The organism is Dyadobacter sp. 676 (genome assembly GCF_040448675.1).
Classification (GTDB): domain Bacteria; phylum Bacteroidota; class Bacteroidia; order Cytophagales; family Spirosomataceae; genus Dyadobacter.
The window spans coordinates 2,716,524-2,737,195 of the sequence record NZ_CP159289.1 but is presented as its reverse complement, the minus strand read 5'-3'; the positions used below and the strand labels follow the sequence as shown (position 1 = coordinate 2,737,195).

Below are 20,672 nucleotides of genomic sequence, written 5' to 3'. Positions count from 1 at the left end.
ATTCAAAAGGCATTTTGCAGTGCATGCCGGCACCAAGTTTACCAGCCACGGTGGATAAAAAGCAGCTTTTTAAATGAACGGCCGTTTTGCCTTTTCGCCGGCGGCCAAAACATTGCGCGAAGCGGAATACCAGTTGCGAATGCCAGCGTTGGCCGGGATTTCGATAAAAAAAGTGACCAGGGAGGCCAGTCCGATAATAATCACGATCGTGACGACCAGCGCGGCATGAATGTTCATTCCCATTCCCTTCGTAAAGCTGGTGATCAGATGCGTGCCCACGTATTGATGGATGAGATAGAGGCAATAGGAAATTTTACCCAAATAGAGCAACGGTTTGGCAGCCAGGAACCGGAGCTTCCCTGTAATGAGCAGCGCGAAAAGGATGTGGAAAAGCGTAATGAGCGTACAATGCTCGGCGAAATTTACTACGTACATAGCCCTGCCGCCCTTGTCATGCAAGTAAAAAGACGAAATCAGGGTAAACAGTAAAAGGGCAAGTATGCGGAAGCGGTTTCCGCCGTTCTTTAACTGAAAAAACAGAATACCCGAGAAAAACAGCGGGAAATGGTTGATCAACTGTAATTTATGACCGGCGAAATCATAGAGGGCCGGGTACTGCGGCGCAAACATATGAAACAGCAGTACGGCCACCAGCGTGAAGCACGCTATCCGGGTGATTTCGGAAAGTTTTCCGGCGATCAGCATGAGTAGTATCCATCCGTAGAACAGCAACTCGACCAGCAACGTCCAATAGGAGCCGTCGATGTCCTCCTGATTGAAAAACGCTGGGGCCATGGTCAGGTTCGCGGCGATTTGTTTAAGATCGACGTGGGAAGGTTCATACCAGGCCATGAAAATCGATGTAATGAACAGGCAACACCAGAACGCGGGATATAGCCGGGCGAAACGGAAAACGATGAAATCCATCCAGTGCCGGATGTGGCCGGCTGTCATATAAATAACGAACCCGCTGATCATGAAAAAGAGATCGACGCCGGTTACACCGAAACGGAATTGCCATCCGAAGTGCTCTCTGTTTTCATTCATGGTAAAATGGAACAGCACCACGGCGATCGCGGCAATGCCTCGCAGTGCATCGAGTTCGAGAAGTCTGTGCTTTCGATCCATTCCGAATACTGAGACTGATTTGGACAGGTGACGATGTCGTTTCCGCAGACAAAGATAACATTATCGATGTACGAATGGCTTATCTCAGTTATCAAATGGTAAATTGAAATCGAATTTTGGTAGTTACGCCCGGGAGCAGGCGCATAAAGAATGCGGGCAGCGTGGTGCGCATTTTTTTAAAAAACTTGCAAATGCCAGGCAACCCTGCTTTTTATTTCTACGTATAGGTTCAAAAAAGCAAATAGCATGCCCGAGTATAACTCCGCCGTTCTTCAAGAACTACTCGACGGCTGTTTACAAAAAAACCGCCGAAGTCAGGAGCTGTTGTATAAACAGTTCTACGGCTATGCTATGAGCATCTGTTTGCGCTATACGCGCAGCAGGGAAGAAGCGAAAGAAATACTCAACGATGGATTTTTGAAGGTTTTCACGAAGCTGGAAAGTTTCGATGCAAACCGACCATTTAAAACCTGGTTGAGCAGAATCATGATTAATACGGCCCTCGATCATTACAGGCAGGAAGTTCGCAGAGATGTTTTTGACGACGTGGAGGTGGCGGAACAGGTGTCCGTCGACGAAACGGTTATCAGCAAGCTTTCCCACGAAGAGCTGGTCGGGTTGATCCAGCGTCTGACGCCCGCGTACCGGCTGGTATTCAGCCTGTCGGTCATCGACGGTTACACACACGAGGAAATTGCAGAACAGCTGAATATTTCGGTTGGGGCGTCAAAGTCGAATTTGTCGCGTGCAAGGGAAAAGTTGAGAGAAATGTTATCCAGGATTAAAATCGACGATTATGATAGAGTTGCCAGATGACGAACTGGACAAGCTCTTCAGAAAGTCGTCAGAAGAGCTTGAACCTAAATACGAACCCGATGACTGGAATGACCTGCGGAAACGACTCGACCAGCAGGACGGGAAAGCTCCGGCCGGATGGTGGCGGAAATGGTGGCCGCTGGGCGTGCTGGCGCTGCTGATACCGGCGGGGATTTTTCTTTTTGAAGGGAAAAATGGAGGAAAGGAGAAAGGAGGAAGGGGTGTTGTTTTGAAACGGGAGAATGGAGGAACGGAAGAAGAAGGACGGGGCGCGGAGGATGGAGATGGGAAAGCTGCTGGCAGGGAATCGGGTGTTGATGAAGGGTCAGGTGTGGGCAGGAAGTCAGGTGTGGTTGAGGCGCCGGAAGAGGTTGCGGGTGTGAAAAAAGAAAATGTGGTTGGCGATAAAGGAAACCCGACTGTGGCTAACGCAAATAAGCAACTCATTGATCAGGGAAATAAAGTTGTTGGAAACGGCAAAAAACATATTGATAGCGAACTAAAAGCCAATGAAAAAGAGGCTGGTAAATCTTCCTCGAAATCAGAATTGAATGCTGCCGCTGGTAACAACGGCAGAAAACTATTGCCCCGGAGCCGATCTAAGGCAGGCGGAGTGTACTTAGAGCCTAACCGCTCAAAAGTGGAAGGAGGCGACGGGGCTATTTCTTTTACACAAGCGCAAGCGATGCCGGATGCGCAGCCGACATCGCCGGGTGAATCGGCAGCGCAAGCAGAACAGCAGACGCGTACCCTGATTTCTGCGTCCGCATTAATTGGTAAGGTACCGAAATGGAATGTGTTGCAGTTGCCCGGGGTTTCCGCTCCAGTGCAGGAAGTGGCTTCTGAGCCTGCGCCGAAACAATCGTCCATGTCGGCGGACGACCGGCCGCTGTTGGCCATCCGGTTCGGCTACTCGCCGGATTTGAGTACGGTAGGGCTGAAAGATTTTTCAAAGCCGGGAACCGCCGTTTCGTTGCTGGTGGAATATTCGGTTTTACCAAGGTTGTACTTGCAAAGCGGCGCGGTCTGGAGCAGGAAAGATTATTACGCTCCGGCGGAGGCTTATCAGTTACCCAGGCACGGCTATTATCCTCCACCAGCCTTGTCTGGCATCGACGGCGTGTGCAAAGTACTTGAAGTACCGCTGAATGTGCGATTTGATATCGGATCGGGCGAGCGCTCGCGATGGTTTGCGACAGGCGGCTTTTCCTCCTATCATATGAATAGCGAAAAATATAAATATTATTACATCGACCCGAAAGACCCGTATGCGCAAAAGTACCCGGGCTGGAATGGCAAAACCGGATGGTACTGGTTCAGCCACGTGAACGTTTCAGCCGGTTACGAATACAGAATATCGCGCAAGCTTTCCCTGCTTGCCGAGCCGTCGATCCGCATGCCGCTCAAACGTGTCGGGTACGGCAAAGTGAACCTCATTACCACCGGCCTCTGGCTATCGGTGCGCTATACCCCTGTTTTCAAGTGAGCACTATGCCCACATTGCCATTGAATTATATCTACTAATTAATTTATTCACTTATGAACTCAATTGACCAAGGAAACATGAAGAGAGGCGAGTTTCTGAGAAGCCTCGGGCTTAGCACCTCAACGTTAATGGCATTCTGGTGCCTGGGCACGACTATGACTGCCTGTGGTTCCAGCGACGATGATCCGGACCCCAACCCGGACCCGGGAACAGGCTCAGGTACCGGAATATCCGGCACGACAACCGGTACGGCTATCAATTTTACGGTTGACATGACCAAGTCTCCTTACAATGAGCTGAAAACCGCTGGTACTGGCAAGGTAATCGGGGACGTGCTGGTAGCCAAAACGACCGGCGGCAGCTATGTGGCTTTGAGTAAAATTTGCACGCATGAAGGGAATCCTGTGGCATACAGGTCGTCGTCCAACGACGTTTTTTGCCAAAGCCATGGTTCTACGTTCAGCATTGCAGGTGCGGTGACGAATGGCCCGGCGGCAACTCCGCTCAAAACGTATATCGTGACCGTTTCCGCCGACGGGAATACTTTGACAGTGAAAGCTTAATCAGAACCGACCATGAAAGTACTCCGCCTACTCGTGATGTTGATGTGTTCATCAACAGTATTATATGCACAGGACGATCTGCTGAACGAGCTGTCGAAGCAGGACAGCGCCCAAACCGTTCAGGTAACCGCTACCTTCAAGTCGACTCGCGTCGTGAACGGCCATTCGGTGGAAACGATGAAAAAAAATCATCTCGATTTACGGATCTCGCACCGCTTCGGCAAACTGAATTCAGGTGCTTACCAGTTCTTCGGGCTCGATCAGGCGACGATGCGGCTGGGGCTTGAATACGGGCTTACCGACGATTTGATGATAGGGGTCGGCCGCAGTACGTCGCAGAAAGTGTATGACTTTTTCGGCAAATACAAATTGCTCAAACAGAGCGCCGGTGCGCGGAATATGCCGGTTTCGGTGACGTTATTCGGCGGAACGGGCGTGGCTACGGTGGATAAGGAACGGGAGTTTCAGGATAAGCTGTATTACACCGCCCAGGTACTCGTAGCGCGGAAATTCGGGGAACGATTGTCGCTGCAATTATCGCCAACTTATTTGTACCGTACCATGCCGGCTGTGCAAGGCGACGATAAAGTATTGCTGGCGGTAGGTATCGGCGGTCGTTTCAAGCTCTCGAAACGCGTTTCGCTGAATGGCGAATACTTTTATACGGCCCGCGAAAAGAATACACTTACGGCCCCTTACCACGATTCGATGTCGTTCGGCGTGGATATAGAAACCGGCGGGCATGTTTTCCAGCTGCATTTCACCAATTCCCTCGGCATGATCGAGAAACAGTTTATCGGCGAAACCACCGGAAGCTGGGGCAAAGGGGATATTCACTACGGGTTCAATATTTCCCGTACATTCAGTTTCGACAAGAAGAACAAGAAGCAGCCAAACTGATCCAGACTATGAAACTGCATTTTTTTCGTGTGGCCTGCCTGGCCATGTTCGGTACCGCTTTGCTTTCTGCGACCGCTTTTGCACAAATGTTCGCCACTTCGGGCGGTAATACGAAATTCTCGGCGTCGACACCGCTGGAAAATATCGAAGCGGAGAATAAAAAGTCGCAGGTGATCCTGAATACGGCCAACAACGAGATCGCGATCCGGATGAACATGCGCGAGTTTTCTTTCCCGAATAAACTGATGCAGGAGCATTTCAACGAAAATTATATCGAATCGGAGAAATATCCGACCGCTACCTTTTCGGGAAAGGTCGATAAGGCGCCGGATTATACCAAAAACGGTGACTACGATGTGTCGGCGACGGGGAAATTCACGGTGCATGGGGTTACCAAAGAGCGGACGATCAAAGGGAAGATGAAAATCGAGGGTGGCAAGATCACGATCAGCTCCGATTTCGAGGTGGCGCTGGTGGACCATAATATTGAAGTGCCGAAGGTGGTTTTTGTGAAAATCGCGCAGATTATTAAGGTAAAGGCCGTGTACGCGTTAACTCCGTACAAAAAATGACAAAGACCTGGCAACGGAGTACGGCTGCCAGGTCTTTATTTATTAACTGTGGGGTATTGCAGACTTGGTAAGCCTTTCTTGAACTTGCCAAGTCTTTTCCGTTATCTTCTGCGGCGTCGGCGAGCCGGTTTCTTTTTCCGGACCACTTTTTTCTTACCGGCGCCTTCCTGACGGTCGTTTTACGCACCGGTGCGGCGACGACTTCTTCTTCCGCCTCCTCTTCTCCGACCGCCTCGTCGGGTGTTGCGGCTGTTTCGGTTACCGATACCGTCTCGTTTGTTTCTTTCGAATCGACATAAGGCAGGCGCACTGCGGCGATTTGCTCGATGTTCGAAGTGTTTTCAACCGGTCTTAACCGGTACGAGTACGAATAAGGCTTCGCGGGCAGCAGGTACGCCTCATGTACGCGCGGGGACCAGCTATCGTCACCCCCCCAGGCCCATTTGTGCGAGGTCGATGTTGACGACGGTCGCGGTGCCGCGATTCAACACTGCGGCGCGGCGTTTGGCGGCGAGCAGGTTCTTGTCCGTATAATCATGGACGTTGAAATTGAATGCGCTATCGCTCAGCACGAGCAGCCCGGTGCCTTCCGCATTGGTAATTGTTGCCCAGCGGACGCCTGTTTTGTTCCCGTTTTCCTGTGGGGTAATGTATGGGAAATGCTGCTCGGCAACGGTTCCGGCGTAAATGCCTACTTTCCCGCTCGTTTTACGATCCGCATAAGTTTCATGCGGGCCATTGCCGTACCATTGGGTTTTGGTAAAAGTGGCAGGCATTCTGAGTTGCATCCCCACTTTTGCCAGCGGAGGCCATTCGCCGCGTGGCGTAAATGTGTTTTGTACATGGATATCCCCCGAGGCATACACCGTATACGCCGACTGCACCTCCATTTCGCCCTTTGCCTGTTTCAGGGTTTGCGCGAGGGTTACTTTATAAATCTGTGCAGTCAGGCGCTGGGTTTTCATTTCCGAAGAAACACGTTCCAGGGTATCGAGGCCGAAGTTGCGCCATTGGGTTGCGTAGCTTTTCGCACCGCCGCCTTCGTCATTATCGGTCGGTACACGCCAGAAGTTGGGGTATGGGCCGTTTTCGAGCATTTCTTCCCTTTTGTTTTTGAAAGAAATCATACCGCCTTCGTTTTTGTCGAAAACGACTGTAAAATCCTGACCGGAAATTTGTACGCGTGCGGCGGTGATCTGTGCAATGCGGAGCGGCCGTTCGCTGTACAGGCTCAGGTTAGGCCTCGGGGCGGCCGGTTTCACTACCGGAACCTGGTGCCAGGCTACTTCATGACCTTTGGGTGCCCAGCTAGTCGCCTCTTTCAGTCTCAGGCTAAGGTTCAGGAAATATTCCGCATTGGGTTTTGCCGGGGCGGGGAGTTCGTAAGGAATGGTAACCTGCTGCTTTTGATGTGCCAATGCGTTCAGGTTGGTAATGGTGCCGCCTTTGCCTGCCGCCTTGCCGTTTTCCATTACGGACCACACGAGCTCAAATGCATGCAGGGACTGGAAATCGTAGCTATTGTGCAGTGTAATGGTCTTCTCACCCGCTTTAAGCGTATCCGGGATCTCGAATTTTACATATTGATACACCTTCTTCACCTCGTTCAGTTCAGGCTGGGGCGTGCGGTCGGGGTTCACGAGGCCGTCGCCCGCATTGGCGCCATCGATGTAGTTGAAATAATCCCAGTATTCGGTACCGTCGGGACGTTTCAGTTTGAGGCCCTGGTCCACCCAGTCCCAGATGAAGCCGCCTTGCATGGTCGGGTATTTTTCGATAACATTCCAGTACTCTTTCAGGTTACCGATGCTGTTGCCCATTCCATGCGCATATTCGCATACGATAAGCGGGCGGGTTTTATCTTTTTTCACCAGCTCGATCATGTCCTGCGTGGAAGGATACATGACCGAAATGATGTCGAAGCTGCTCACCGACGTTGGTTTGTAATCCTTCCTTCCTTCGTAATGAATCGGCCGGGTGGGATCGGCGAGCTTGATGAAATCGCCCATGTCTACGAAGTTCTGGCCCATTCCCGATTCGTTACCGAGCGACCAGATGATCACCGACGGATGGTTTTTATCGCGTTCCACCATTGCATTGCCGCGTGCCAGAAAGGCGGAGCGCCATTGCGGGTTATCGGCCAGGACAATGTTCTTACTCCAAAGTTCGTGGCTTTCAATATTAGCTTCGTCCATTACGTAAAGGCCGTACTGATCACACAGGTCATACCATTCGGAAGCATTGGGATAATGCGAGGTTCTCACTGCATTGATATTGTGCTGCTTCATTAAGGTAATGTCCCTGATCATCGATTCGCGGCTGATTACCCGGCCTGTTTCAGGGTCGAATTCGTGACGGTTTACGCCTTTGATCGTTACCGCTTTGCCATTCACGAGCAGTTGGCCGCCTTTTATTTTCACGTCCCTGAAACCTACCCGCTGGGTCGTCGCTTCGAGGACCTTGCCGTCGGAGTTCATCAATTGTACGGTGAGTGTGTACAGATTCGGTGTTTCCGCGCTCCATTTAGCAGGATTAACGACCGGCATTTCGGCACGTACTGCCCCTTCTTTGCCCATTTCCAGCGTGCCGACCATCTGGCTCACCGGCGTGGTGACGACGTTTTTGGAAGCATCATATAATGTAAAAAGTACCTGGTGCGCGTGAATGGGCTGCTGTCCGTAGTTCTTGACATACGCACTCAGTTTCAGCGTCGCGTTTTCATGGTTGGCGTCCAGGATCGTCCTTACCGAATAGTCTGTGAGAACGACTTTGGGTAAGAGCAACAAGTTTACATCCCGGAAAATGCCCGAAAGCCGCCAGAAATCCTGGTCTTCGAGGTAGCTGCCGTCCGACCAGTTGATCACTTCCACGGCCAGGTTGTTCACACCCTGCTTCACATCTTCCGTCACATCGAATTCGAATGGCGTCATACCATCCTCGTGGTAGCCGATCGCGACGCCGTTCAGCCACACATAGCAAGCCGATTGGACGCCGCCGAAATGCAGGAATATCTGTTTATCCTTCACATCGGCGACCGTGAAAGTGGTTCTGTACATGCCCACGGCATTGGTGTCGGCGGTAATGCGTGGCGGCGTGGCCTTGAAAGGGTGTTTGATATTGCTGAAAATCGGCCGGTCATATCTGCGGCCTTCGCGTGCGCCCACGATCTGCCAGTTGGATGGAACGGGGATATTGTCCCAGTTGGCATCGGAGACCTTCGGATCGAAGAAATTCAGTTGCGCCTTCGAAGGGTGCTGTGCCCATTTGAACTTCCAGGTACCGTTCAGCGATTGCACGAAAGGGCTTTTTTTATCCATCGCCAATGCGGCTTTTTCCGTGGGATAGGGGAAAAAATCGGCGCGGGGCTTTTCGGTATTGATGCTGATTACCTGCGGGTCCTGCCATTCGGGAATGGCCTGGGCCTGAACCGTATGATTCAAAATTTGTAGTAAAAAAAGCAGTATCGGAAATCCGCAGCGGGTAGAAAATTGCATATCACTTCCTGTGGTAACATTCGGCCGGTGCTTTGTTTTCGACGAGGGAAAGCACGCGTTTTTATTTCAGGGTTAAAATTAGGGATAATCAAAAAGAAACGGACGGAAAACGGGGGTACCATGAAGTTTTATTTGAAGAATGCCTTTAATTTGCCCCTACATGTAAATTCTCTGCTATGCTGTTAGCCGTCGACCTTGGCAATACCGACACTGTTTTCGGGCTTTACGATTCCGGTAACTGGGAGCACGTCTGGCGGATGCGTTCGCTGGTTCAGGAGAACGAGGCGCACTATGAGTCGAAGCTGCGGTTGCATTTCCTGGAAGCGGGCCTGTGGTTCGGGGATGTGGAAACGGTCGTGTTGAGCAGCGTGGTACCGGCGTTGACGCCCGTCATCCTGCGAATGCTCCGTTCGCTGTTCGGTGAAGATGTGATCGTGGTGGGGCCGGATATTTACCCCGCATTGTCCATCGCGATCGATCACCCGCACGAAATCGGCGCCGACCTGATCGCCAATGCCGTTGCGGTTTCAACCCGGTACAAAGAGAATTGCGTGGTTGTCGATTTCGGTACCGCATTGACATTCACCACTGTTTCCAAAGACAACAAAATACTGGGTGTGGCCATATTGCCGGGTTTGGTAACGGCGGTAAAGGCGTTGTTCGCCAATACCGCGCAGCTGCCCGAGGTGCCGCTGCAACTGCCGCCGTCAGCCATTGGCAAGAACACCGTCGAGGCCATTCAGGCGGGCATTTTACTGGGTTATGAAGGACTTGTAAAATCGCTGCTAAGCCGCATCCGCACAGAGCTGGGCGGCGAATGCATGGCCGTCGCGACGGGCGGGTTGTCGTCTATTATCGAGACCCTGCGCGATGAATTTACCGAAATCGACCGGAAGCTGACATTGGACGGCCTGCGCATTATCGGCGAAAGCCTCAGGGCCTAATTTTAAAGTAACCGTCATCAATTAAAGGCAAATCCGAAACCGGCTGATTGTACAAATACACCCAGCAATCCCTGACTACCCCCTGACCGTCCCTGACGGGCACTACCTTCCTGACATACAAGCCCGCCGCTTCATCTTCCAGAACATCCTCATACTCATCGAGTTCTTTCAGTATTTCTAGCGAATGCAGCTGGTAAATTTCCCCGTGTACATGCGCAGGTGCGTCGGGCTCGTAAAGCGCGCCCGGGTACCATTCCACACGAAACAATTTTCCATTAAAATACCCTTTTCCTATATAGCTTGAAGACAACCGGAGCTTCCGGGCGTACGGATTGTCATAACCCTGCATCAAAGTGCCGTAAGTGAATAAATTATATAACTTTTCCATTCTGCTGTGAGAAGATCGGAAATTCCGCTTAATGCAGAACTGTATTTTTCTTATATTTACATGTAAGCTTCTTCATTATACTAATATACCGTTATGTACGAAAAGAACCTTGGTACAAAACAAAAAGCATTAAGGATCAACCTCGACCGCCGGATCTACGGATCGTTCGCGGAAATCGGGGCGGGTCAGGAAACGGCGGCTTACTTTTTCAAAGCCGGCGGCGCATCGGGAACCATCGCTAAAACGATGTCGGCCTACGACATGACGTTCAGCGACGCGATATACGGGACAGAGGAAGGCGGGCGATATGTGGTGGAATCGCGCCTGATGAAAATGCTCAACCGGGAATATAACCTCGTGGAAAAGCGGCTTTCGGAAAAACGCGGTGTCGATAGCACATTCTTTGCTTTTGCCAACACGGTAGTGGCCCTCAATTTCCAGAAAACAAACGAGTCGCACGGCTGGATCGGTCTGCAATTCCAGCTCACGCCCATGGGGCCGACGAACTACGTCGTGATCCACGTGCGGATGCGCGACGACGAGAATATCCTGCAACAACAGGCTTTGGGGATTATCGGCGTGAACCTGATTTACGGTTGCTATTACTACTATAAATCGCCCGAAATCCTGCTGATGTCACTTATGGACGATCTGACGACCGACCGAATCGAGATCGATATGGTCCGTTTCAGCGGGCCGGATTTCGCGAAAGTTGATAACCGTTTGATGAGCCTGCGGCTGGTGAAGAATGGCTTCACCGATGCTGCGCTATTTGGTAGCGACGGCGGTGTTCTGCAACCTTCGGAAGCATTGTATAAAAAACACATCCTGATGATGCGCGGCCGCTTGCGCCCGATCACGAATGTGCATATCGACCTGATCAGCAACGGCCAGCGCCAGTTTCTGGCGGAGGAAGATGTGGATGAATCCAAAGTGGTACTCATTTCGGAGCTGACATTACATAACCTCAAAGCAGGCGATCGCGATATCGACGAAAAGGATTTCCTCGACAGGGTGGATATTCTCTGTTCGCTCGGGCATATGGTGATGATTTCCAACCACCACGAATACTATCGTCTGGTGGCCTATTTGTCGCGATTGACGAAGCTGAAATCCGGCCTGCTGCTCGGTAGTCCCAATTTGCAGGACATTTTCGAAGAAAAGCATTACCAGTTCTTGCCCGGCGGGATCCTCGAATCTTTCGCGACGCTGTTCAGCCGGAAGGTGAAGCTTTACATTTACCCGACGTTGCAGCCGGACGGCTCCGTTTACAGCTGCGAAAACTTCCGTGTGCCGGATCATTTGCGGCCGTTGTTCCAATATCTGATTGTGAACGACAAGATCGAGGATATCAAGAACTACAACATCGAGCACATGCACATTACCACCGACTCGGTGCTGGAAATGATCAAGCGCGGCGAGCCGGGCTGGGAGAAGCTCGTACCGGAGAATGTGGCTCAGATTATTAAGGAGAAAGCGCTGTTCGGGTTGCCCACCGAGAGTAATTATGTCGATACGGTGAAGCAGATTCACCAGGCTGTGGGGAATTTGTAATAGCATTTAAAAAGCTACGAAGGCACGAAGGAGCGCGGATAACCTTCGTGTAACATTCGTGCCTTCGCAGTCCGCCGCCGCTGCGGTGGCATTAAATAGTACCGCCTCTTATCTTTTGGATATAAAATTCCCTTTATGTCCAAAATCCTAACCCCGCCTACCTCCTTCCTGGGCAGGCTCAAATACCTCGGTCCCGGTTTTATACTCTCTGCAGCCATCGTAGGTTCCGGAGAACTCATCGCCACTACCGCATTAGGCGCTAAAGCCGGATTCGTGATGTTCTGGCTGATCATTCTTAGTTGCCTTGTCAAGGTCGCGTTACAGTTGGAATTCGGCAAGAATGCGATCTATACCGGCACATTCATCATGCATAACTTCAACAACCTGCCCGGGCCCAGGTTTGGGAAGGCACACTGGAGTATCTGGCTCTGGCTTTCGTTGCAGGGGTTAAAATTGCTGCAAGTGGGCGGCATTGTGGGAGGTGTTGCCATTGTGCTGCATATGGCGTTCCCGCTCGTTTCCGTCAATTTCTGGGCGATCATTTCTGTGTTGATCACATCTTTTTGGGTGTATAAGGGCAACTACGGTCCGGTCGAGAAAGGCTCGCTGGTGATGATCGTACTTTTCACGGCCGTCATTTTAATATCGGTTATATCCCTCCAGTGGACGCCGTACGCCATCCGGTGGGCACAGTTTGAAAGCGGCCTGCAATTTTCGCTGCCCACCGCATTGGTCGCAACGGCCTTCGGGGCATTCGGTATAACGGGTGTCGGAGGCGACGAGATCATGTACTACAATTACTGGTGCATCGAAAAAGGTTACGCCGCCTACACCGGTCCGAACGACGGCTCGAAAGAATGGTCCGAGCGGGCGAAAGGCTGGTTCCGGGTGATGTACCTCGATGCGGTGCTGTCTATGATCGTGTATACTATTGTGACGGCGGCATTTTACCTTCTGGGAGCTGCCGTGTTGCATACCGGTGGTGCCGTACCGGAAGGCTATCAGATGATCGACGTTCTTTCCCGCATTTTCACGGAAACGCTGGGCCCTTGGGCAAAAAATATATTTCTGATCGGCGCATTCTTTGTGCTTTATTCTACATTATTCACAGCTACCGCCAGTTGGGCGAGGGTTTGGGGCGATGCATTCGGGCAGCTTGGCTGGATGAAGTTCGGCTCCGAACAGGAACAAAAGCGGAGCATCGGCATTATGTCGTGGGTTCTTCCCATCGTCTGGTGCCTTCTGTTTCTTTTTTTCCAGGCGCCGGTGATGATGGTCATACTGGGCGGCATTGCCACGTCGGTGCTGTTGTTGCTGGTGGTGTACGTGTCGCTGGTATTCCGTTACCGCAACTTACCGGCTGCTTTGAAACCTTCGACCCTATATGACGTATTTTTCTGGATAAGCGTGCTGTCGATCCTGTTTGTGAGCGGGTATGGGATTGTTCAAATTATTTAGGAAAGAATAGTACTTAATTTTAAATGAGTAGTACTTTTTGATAGCGAACGAATAGGGGAGTTACTTCCGATCCTCGTCTAACTGATTGCCGGTCAGGCAAAATGCATTCATTCCGAAATCCTAAATTCTTTCATATGGACAAACCAGCCGAAGTATCGAGAAGAAGCTTTATTAAAAACACGACGGGAGTTGCGGTAGCGCTCTCCATTCCTGCGATCATCCCCGCGAGCGCATTCGGCGCGAACGACCGTGTGCGCGTAGCCGTGCTGGGCGTGAACGGGCGCGGGCAGAGCCATATTTCGGGCTTCAATGCCCTGAGCAATGTGGAAGTAGCCACGCTGTGCGACCCCGATAACAACATTCTGCAGAAACGTGCGCAGGAATTCGAGCAGAAGACGGGCAAGAAGGTCAAAACCGAGAATGATCTCCGTAAGGTTTATGAAGACAAAACCATCGACGCCGTAAGCATCGCGACGCCCAATCACTGGCACGCGCTGGCGGCAATCTGGGCCTGTCAGGCAGGCAAGGACGTGTATGTCGAAAAGCCCGGGTCGCATAACCTCCACGAAGGCCGGAAGCTCGTGGAGGCCGCTCACAAATACAAAAGAGTAGTGCAGCACGGCGTGCAGCTCCGCAGCTCGGAGGCATTGAAAGAGGCGGTGAAGCACCTTCGCGACGGACTGATCGGAAACGTTTACATGGCCCGAGGCCTGGTCTACAAATGGCGCCCCGACATCGGCGATAAGGGCACCGAACCCGTTCCTGCGGGTTTGAATTACGATCTCTGGACAGGCCCGGCCGAAATGAAGCCATTCTCGCGTAATTACGTGCATTACGACTGGCATTGGCACTGGAACTATGGCAACGGCGACATCGGCAACCAGGGTATCCACGAAACGGATATGTGTATGTGGGGCCTCGGCCTCGAAAGCTTCCCCGACAAGATCACGTCCTCGGGCGGAAAATTCCTATGGAACGACGCCAAGGAAACCCCGGAAGTGCTGAGCTCTTCATTTGTGTATACTAAAGAAAAGAAGCTGATCGAGTTCGAAGTACGGCCCTGGATGACGAACGACGAAGGCGGCGTAGGCATTGGAAATATCTTCTATGGCTCGGAAGGCTATATGGTCGTGAAAGGGTACGACTACTATGAGACTTTCCTCGGCAAAGAGAAGAAACCCGGCCCCTCCCGAAAAGCGGGCGGTGACCATTATAAGAACTTCATCGACGCCGTGGTTGCCAAAGATCCAAAGCTGCTCAACGGTCCGGTGGAAACGGCGCATTTATCGTCCGGTCTGGCACATTTGGGCAATATCGCCTACCGCGTCGGCCGTGCGCTTACTTTTGATAACAAGACAGAAAAATTTGTGGGGGATGATGAGGCTAACAAGCTGCTGACGAGGAAATATCGCTCGCCTTATGCGCTGCCGCAGGTTGTTTAAATGCAGCGTCCGGTGTTTAAAATTATTGTTCATTGAAAAGTTCTCGTAAAGAGAACTTTTCTTATATTCACACACTTTAATGAAAGTACATCTGATTAGAAAAGAGAGCATTGACGGATTTGTTCGGGACCATGCGAGAAGTGCGTCTTCGTTTGACGAATGGCAGAGAAAGTTAAAAGGTGCCAACTGGCGATCGCCCGGGGATATCCGGGAAAATTTTCCGACAGTCGATTTCCTTGGTAACGGATGCCCTCGGGTAGTATTTGATATGGTGGGAACAACTATCGTATGATTTGTAAATATGTATTTGGAAAAAGCTTTGTGCGCTTATATGTGAGTTGGATAGGCATGCATGCTGAATACACACATTTATGTAAGCGCGGACTGCAGTATTCCGTTAATCAATTCTAGTATGGGAGAGCTGAAATATAAGGTGATTAAGACCAAAGAACAGTATTTTGAATATTGTCGTGAACTTGAAAGACTGGATGATTCCGGAGAATCCGAAGGAAAATATCAGGACGAAGCAGAACTCCTGATGGTCCTGATCGAGCATTACGATGCGGAGCATAGCATTTTCCAGGACGAGTTTGATCCCGTTGAGTTACTCAAATCACTCATGAAGGATCATAAGATGAAAGCCAAGGACATTGCCGAACTGCTGAATGTCAGTAAAGGATATGTGTCTGAAATTCTTAACTACAAAAAAGGAATGTCCAAAGATGTTATCCGCAAGCTGGCTGCGCGTTTTGCGATGAGGCAGGAGGCATTCAACCGCCCCTACCGCTTGGAGGGTGAAAGAATGATGGAGGAAGAGGAGGATGCGGTAGCGCAGGAAACCGTGCTTTCATAACTAGGGAATTGTAGTCACATTAACCACACTTTACATATGAACCACTATCAGGAAATCACACGCTATCTCGATAATGCGCGGGAGATTTTGAGTACGAAGGCTCACAAAGAGGGGCAGGAGTACAAGGACATTAAATATGTTCAAATGGCGTCTGGGACGGCTTATAACGCTGCGTTAATGATTGCGGATGAATATTTGAGAAAGAAGGAAGGAGCGAAATTCACGAAGCCGCAAAGCATTGACGAATACCGGATTCGCATTCGCAAGTACAATAAGACGCTGCTTGCCTACTTGAACGAAGCGTATGACACTTTAAATCTGGCAGGCTATTACCACGGCACCCCGTCGGTTAAGACCATCAAAGTCGGGATGGATGCCACACAAAAAATGCTCGCATTGGTCGCTTAGCGACAACAACTACTACTAGGCAATCAAAACGGCCGACAGTAAATCTGTCGGCCGTTTTGATATCTATTACCGTTCTCTTCAGAGAACGGGTTACAAAACACTAAAATCAAACGATTCCAGATATTTCGTAGTGAAATTACCCGATTTAAACCCGGGATCATCCATCAGCTTAATATGGAACGGGATCGTAGTTTTAATCCCTTCAATCACAAACTCCTGCAATGCACGCTTCATGCGCGTGAGTACTTCCTCGCGTGACTGGCCGCTGACGATCACCTTCGCAATCATCGAGTCGTAGTTTGGCGGGATGGTGTAGCCGCTGTAAACGTGGCTGTCGATGCGTACGCCATGACCGCCCGGGAAATGCAGGTTGGTGATTTTGCCGGGAGCCGGACGGAAACCGTTTGCGGGGTCTTCCGCGTTAATGCGGCATTCCATAGCATAGAGCTTCGGCGTGTAGTTTTTTCCGGAGATTGGTTCGCCAGCCGCTACTTTGATTTGCTCCTTAATGAGGTCAAAATCAGTAACTTCTTCGGTGATCGGGTGTTCTACCTGGATACGCGTGTTCATTTCCATAAAGTAGAATTCACCGTGCTTGTCCACAAGGAATTCGATGGTACCCGCACCCTCGTAGCCGATCGCCTGCGCGCCTTTGATAGCCGCAGCACCCATTTTCTCACGCAATTCAGGTGTAATGATCGGGGATGGTGTTTCTTCTACCAGTTTCTGGTGACGGCGCTGGATCGAGCAGTCGCGCTCCGAAAGGTGGCACACTTTACCAAATTGGTCGCCGATGATCTGGATTTCGATGTGGCGTGGCTCTTCCACGAATTTTTCGAGGTACAAACCGTCGTTACCGAATGCCGCGGCAGATTCTGTGCGGGCGTCTGTCCAGGCTTTTTCGAATTCTTCGGGCTTGTTGATAATCCGCATTCCACGGCCGCCGCCGCCGGCGGTCGCCTTGATAATAACCGGATAACCGATTCCCTCGGCCAGCTCCTTGCCTTGCTCCACAGATTCGAGAAGGCCTTCCGAACCGGGAACGACCGGTACGCCTGCGGCAATCATCGTCGCTTTGGCGGTGGCCTTGTCGCCCATCGCATTGATTTGCGCGGCTGTGGCCCCGATAAATTTGATGCCGTAATCGGCGCAGATTTGTGAGAATTCGGCGTTTTCGGACAAGAAACCATAGCCCGGGTGGATCGCGTCCGCGCCGGTTACTTCCGCTGCCGAAATGATATTCTGGATGCTCAAGTACGATTGCCTGCTGGGCGGAGGGCCAATACAAACGGCCTCGTCGGCAAACCGTACGTGAAGACTGTCGCGATCGGCTGTCGAGTATACCGCGACAGTTTTGATGCCCATTTCACGACAGGTCCTGATTACACGCAGGGCGATTTCGCCCCGGTTAGCAATGAGTATCTTTTTAAACATGAAATTTTCAGTGAGTTTTCGTTCGCTGCGTTACGCTGGTTCAACCAGGAACAATGGCTGGTCGAATTCGACCGGAGTTGCGTTTTCAACCAGGATCTTAACGATTTTACCTGATACTTCGGATTCGATTTCGTTGAATAGTTTCATCGCCTCGATCACGCACACAACTTTTCCGGGTTTGATTTCATCACCGATGTTAACGAAAGCAGGCGTTTCCGGGCTCGATGCGCGGTAGAACGTACCGATCATCGGGGACTTAATGGTAATGAGGTTCGAAGACGCCGGTTCTTTGGAAACCGCTGGCTCTGCGGGGGCGGCCGGCGCAGCTGCTGCCGGAGCCGCAGGAGCGATCGCGGGCGCAGGTGCCGCGACGGGTGCCGGAGTGTATGATACCACCGGTGCAGTTCCGTAGCGTTTTACCTTGATTTTCAGATCTGCCGTTTCAATATTCACTTCATCGAGTCCCGACTGGGCAATGAAGTCAATCAGTTTTTGGATTTCTTTGGTTTCCATTTAATTAAGATTTAACCCTTTCTACGTATTCGTATGTGCGTGTGTCAACTTTGATTTTTTCGCCTTCGCCGATGAAAAGCGGCACCATAATGCGCGCACCGGTTTCCACCTCGATCGCTTTTTTCGGAGAGTTGGCGGTATCGCCTTTCAATCCGGGCTCCGAGTAGGTTACCGTTAGTTCCACGAAAGGAGGAAGTTCGCAGGTCAATGGCGCCTCGTTCTCCGTATTGATCAGGATCTCAACCTCCTGGCCTTCCTTCATCAGGTCGGCATTGGTTACCAGTTTCTCGTCGATCAATACCTGGTCGAATGTTTCGGAGTTCATGAAGTTGTAGCCAACCTCGTCTTTATATAGGAACTGGAATTTGTGTCTTTCCACACGTACGGGCGTGATGCCTGCGCCGGACGAAAAGGTATTGTCCAGCACTTTACCGGTAGTAAGGCTTTTCAGTTTGGTACGTACGAACGCGTTTCCCTTCCCGGGCTTCACGTGTTGGAATTCAATCACCTGAAAAAGATCGTGGTTGAAATCGATTACCAGACCGTTACGCAAATCTGCAGTAGTTGCCATTTTTATGCTAATAAATTGTATGATAATGCTTTAATGAAAATCACATGCCTACACGCCGATACCCCATTTGAGGTACATCGCGCCCCAGGTAAAGCCTCCGCCGAAAGCGGCCAGTATCAGGTTGTCGCCTTTTTTAAGTTGTGATTCATAATCCCACAGACAAAGCGGTATGGTCGCCGCCGTGGTATTTCCGTATTTGTGTATGTTCATCATCACCTTGTCCATTCCGACGCCCATGCGGTTGGCGGTGGCTTCGATGATGCGGCGGTTGGCCTGATGAGGTACCAGCCATGCGACATTATCGCTGTTAAGGCCATTGCGCTCCATGATATCCGCGGCAATGTCGGCCATATTGGTTACAGCGAATTTGAAGACCTGCGCACCATCCTGATAAACATAATGCAGCCTGTTTTCAACAGTTTCGTGGGTAGGTGGATAGCGGCTTCCCCCGGCCTTCTGGTTGAGGTAAGGATAACCCGCCCCGTCCGATTTGATGATCGAATCCAGAATGCCGTTTCCTTCCGTATCCGGTTCGAGCAGGACGGCACCTGCGCCGTCGCCAAAGAGGATACAGGTTTTACGGTCGGTATAGTCGACGATCGCCGACATTTTATCCGAACCTACGACAATGATTTTTTTATATTTTCCGGTCTCGATAAACTGCGAGCCGAGTGTCAATGCGTAAATAAAACCCGAGCAGGCCGCCTGGATATCGAAGCTTCCGACATTGCGGATGCCGACCATATCGCAAATGAGGTTAGCCGTACAAGGGAAAACAAAATCGGGTGTGGTGGTAGCGCAGATTAGCAGGTCGATTTCTTCGGGACGTGTATCGGTTTTGGCGAGCAATCCTTTTACAGCCTCCGCACCCATATGTGAACTTCCTAAACCTTCGCCTTTGAGAATACGCCTTTCTTTGATGCCTGTGCGGCTAACGATCCATTCGTCGTTCGTCGCAACCATTGTTTCCAACTCTGCATTAGTCAAAACATAATCAGGCACATAACCTTGTATTCCTGTTATAGAGGCTTTAATATGGGTCATGATAAATCAACTATTCAAAATCCGAATAGATTTGGTAAAAAGGGACAGTTTCAGTTTTTTCATAGTCATGTGGTTGTCAGCATCCGTTGTTAGTTCAATGCCTGGGCGATGTGCAGGTAAGCTTTTGATTTCACCTGTTTGTAAGCCCAGTCAACCATATTTTTGATGGCCAGAGGCGTTGACACCCCGTGCGCGATCATCACATTTCCATTCACCCCGATAATGGGACTGCCTCCGATGGACTCGTAGTTCGTTTGGTCGATAAAATCGTCCTGGAAACCTCTTTTCTTGGAAATCTCATAAAGAGACTCTCCGAGTTTGAACAAAATATTGCCCGTAAAGCCGTCGGTTACGATCACGTCGGCCTTGTTGGTGAAAAGGTCTTTGCCTTCGATATTTCCGATAAAATTGATGCGTTTGTTTTGTTTCAGAAGGGGATAAGTAGCCTGCGAGGTCAGGGAACCTTTTTGCTCTTCTTCCCCGATGTTCATCAGTGCAACCCGCGGTCTATCGATCTGAAAAGTGTGTTGGGCGAAAATCGAGCCGATTTCACCGAATTGCGAAAGGACTTCCGGTTTACAATCGGCATTGGCACCGATGTCGAGCATAACGGCATAACCGCCTCCTACCTGTGGAACAAGACCTGCGATGGCAGGACGAAGAATGCCTTCGATGGCTTTAATGCTGAAAAGGGCGCCCACGTGCATGGCACCGGTATTTCCCGCACTGCAGAATATATCTACCTCTTTTTCTTTCAGAAGCTTGAACCCCACTCCAATGCTGGAATTGGGTTTTTGAGAAAGGGCTTTGGTAGGATGTTCCCCCATCTCGATTACATCTTCTGCGTGAACGACGTCAACATTAGTAGGAGTGAAGTTGTGCTGGTTGAAAATGTCCCAGATCACGTTTTCACGGCCAATTAATACGATTCTCGCCTCGGATGGTAGCTCAGAAGAGGCTTGGATCACCCCTTCGACAATTGCTTGCGGAGCTAAATCTCCCCCCCATAGCATCTACCGCAATTTTCATTTACACGCTGTTATTTTGACAAATAAGTTAGAAACCGAAGGTGTAAATTTAGCAGATGTGCCGCAGTAAAAAAGA

19 protein-coding genes and 1 pseudogene are annotated in these 20,672 nt (G+C 50.7%); 12 read left to right on the top strand and 8 right to left on the bottom strand.

The genetic code is table 11. From position 1 onward, the window contains the following. Window positions 1-69: 69 nt before the first annotated feature. On the bottom strand, window positions 70-1,128 hold the full coding sequence (locus ABV298_RS12215) for an acyltransferase (protein ID WP_353722377.1): 1,059 nt from the start codon (window positions 1,126-1,128) through the stop codon (window positions 70-72). A 246-nt stretch (window positions 1,129-1,374) separates the two neighbouring features. Between ABV298_RS12215 and ABV298_RS12210 the strand changes: the two genes are divergently transcribed. From ABV298_RS12210 to ABV298_RS12190, 5 genes are read left to right on the top strand one after another with little or no spacing between them, the layout of a single operon-like run. Continuing rightward, window positions 1,375-1,944 (top strand): RNA polymerase sigma factor, encoded by a 570-nt coding sequence (locus ABV298_RS12210; RefSeq protein ID WP_353722376.1) that lies wholly within the window; start codon window positions 1,375-1,377, stop codon window positions 1,942-1,944. Continuing rightward, window positions 1,925-3,430 (top strand): hypothetical protein, encoded by a 1,506-nt coding sequence (locus tag ABV298_RS12205; protein ID WP_353722375.1) that lies wholly within the window; start codon window positions 1,925-1,927, stop codon window positions 3,428-3,430. The genes ABV298_RS12210 and ABV298_RS12205 overlap by 20 nt, the downstream gene beginning before the upstream one ends. A gap of 53 nt (window positions 3,431-3,483) precedes the next feature. Next, window positions 3,484-3,993: a Rieske (2Fe-2S) protein gene (locus ABV298_RS12200; RefSeq protein WP_353722374.1), complete on the top strand. Its 510-nt coding sequence runs from the start codon at window positions 3,484-3,486 to the stop codon at window positions 3,991-3,993. A gap of 12 nt (window positions 3,994-4,005) precedes the next feature. After that, complete coding sequence (locus tag ABV298_RS12195; RefSeq protein WP_353722373.1) at window positions 4,006-4,893, top strand: DUF5777 family beta-barrel protein; 888 nt, start codon at window positions 4,006-4,008, stop codon at window positions 4,891-4,893. Window positions 4,894-4,901: 8 nt separating this feature from the next. Then, window positions 4,902-5,465, top strand: coding sequence for a YceI family protein (locus tag ABV298_RS12190; RefSeq protein ID WP_353722372.1), 564 nt, complete (start codon window positions 4,902-4,904; stop codon window positions 5,463-5,465). 425 nt (window positions 5,466-5,890) lie between these two features. On the opposite strand, the gene ABV298_RS12185 is transcribed toward ABV298_RS12190, so the two are convergent. Next, window positions 5,891-8,905 (bottom strand): glycoside hydrolase family 2 TIM barrel-domain containing protein, encoded by a 3,015-nt coding sequence (locus ABV298_RS12185; protein ID WP_353722371.1) that lies wholly within the window; start codon window positions 8,903-8,905, stop codon window positions 5,891-5,893. 230 nt (window positions 8,906-9,135) lie between these two features. Between ABV298_RS12185 and ABV298_RS12180 the strand changes: the two genes are divergently transcribed. Then, complete coding sequence (locus ABV298_RS12180) at window positions 9,136-9,903, top strand: type III pantothenate kinase (protein ID WP_353722370.1); 768 nt, start codon at window positions 9,136-9,138, stop codon at window positions 9,901-9,903. Here the strand turns inward: ABV298_RS12180 and ABV298_RS12175 are convergent. Next, window positions 9,893-10,291, bottom strand: a complete 399-nt coding sequence (locus ABV298_RS12175; RefSeq protein ID WP_353722369.1) for a gamma-glutamylcyclotransferase family protein — start codon at window positions 10,289-10,291, stop codon at window positions 9,893-9,895. The genes ABV298_RS12180 and ABV298_RS12175 overlap by 11 nt on opposite strands. Window positions 10,292-10,384: 93 nt before the next feature. On the opposite strand from ABV298_RS12175, the gene ABV298_RS12170 reads away from it, so the two are divergent. From ABV298_RS12170 to ABV298_RS12145, 6 genes are all read left to right on the top strand, one after another. Then, the gene (locus ABV298_RS12170; protein ID WP_353722368.1) at window positions 10,385-11,845 is read left to right on the top strand and encodes a TonB-dependent receptor; all 1,461 of its coding nucleotides are present in this window, start codon (window positions 10,385-10,387) and stop codon (window positions 11,843-11,845) included. 135 nt (window positions 11,846-11,980) lie between these two features. After that, window positions 11,981-13,303 (top strand): Nramp family divalent metal transporter, encoded by a 1,323-nt coding sequence (locus ABV298_RS12165; protein WP_353722367.1) that lies wholly within the window; start codon window positions 11,981-11,983, stop codon window positions 13,301-13,303. A 134-nt stretch (window positions 13,304-13,437) separates the two neighbouring features. Further along, window positions 13,438-14,745: a Gfo/Idh/MocA family oxidoreductase gene (locus ABV298_RS12160; RefSeq protein ID WP_353722366.1), complete on the top strand. Its 1,308-nt coding sequence runs from the start codon at window positions 13,438-13,440 to the stop codon at window positions 14,743-14,745. Window positions 14,746-14,824: 79 nt separating this feature from the next. Further along, on the top strand, window positions 14,825-15,037 hold the full coding sequence (locus ABV298_RS12155; protein WP_353722365.1) for a type II toxin-antitoxin system HigB family toxin: 213 nt from the start codon (window positions 14,825-14,827) through the stop codon (window positions 15,035-15,037). Between the two features lie 120 nt (window positions 15,038-15,157). Further along, complete coding sequence (locus ABV298_RS12150; RefSeq protein ID WP_353722364.1) at window positions 15,158-15,598, top strand: helix-turn-helix domain-containing protein; 441 nt, start codon at window positions 15,158-15,160, stop codon at window positions 15,596-15,598. A 36-nt stretch (window positions 15,599-15,634) separates the two neighbouring features. Beyond that, window positions 15,635-16,006: a DUF5618 family protein gene (locus tag ABV298_RS12145; protein ID WP_353722363.1), complete on the top strand. Its 372-nt coding sequence runs from the start codon at window positions 15,635-15,637 to the stop codon at window positions 16,004-16,006. A 90-nt stretch (window positions 16,007-16,096) separates the two neighbouring features. On the opposite strand, the gene accC is transcribed toward ABV298_RS12145, so the two are convergent. From accC to plsX, 5 genes and pseudogenes are all read right to left on the bottom strand, one after another. After that, complete coding sequence (accC, locus tag ABV298_RS12140; RefSeq protein WP_353722362.1) at window positions 16,097-17,440, bottom strand: acetyl-CoA carboxylase biotin carboxylase subunit; 1,344 nt, start codon at window positions 17,438-17,440, stop codon at window positions 16,097-16,099. A gap of 30 nt (window positions 17,441-17,470) precedes the next feature. Next, window positions 17,471-17,953 (bottom strand): acetyl-CoA carboxylase biotin carboxyl carrier protein, encoded by a 483-nt coding sequence (gene accB / locus ABV298_RS12135; protein WP_353722361.1) that lies wholly within the window; start codon window positions 17,951-17,953, stop codon window positions 17,471-17,473. A gap of 4 nt (window positions 17,954-17,957) precedes the next feature. Continuing rightward, the gene (gene efp / locus ABV298_RS12130) at window positions 17,958-18,524 is read right to left on the bottom strand and encodes an elongation factor P (RefSeq protein ID WP_353722360.1); all 567 of its coding nucleotides are present in this window, start codon (window positions 18,522-18,524) and stop codon (window positions 17,958-17,960) included. Window positions 18,525-18,572: 48 nt separating this feature from the next. Further along, a complete protein-coding gene (locus ABV298_RS12125; protein ID WP_353722359.1) occupies window positions 18,573-19,568 on the bottom strand; it encodes a beta-ketoacyl-ACP synthase III in 996 nt (331 codons plus the stop codon). Window positions 19,569-19,657: 89 nt separating this feature from the next. Beyond that, window positions 19,658-20,597, bottom strand: a pseudogene (plsX, locus tag ABV298_RS12120) (phosphate acyltransferase PlsX). Window positions 20,598-20,672: the final 75 nt, after the last annotated feature.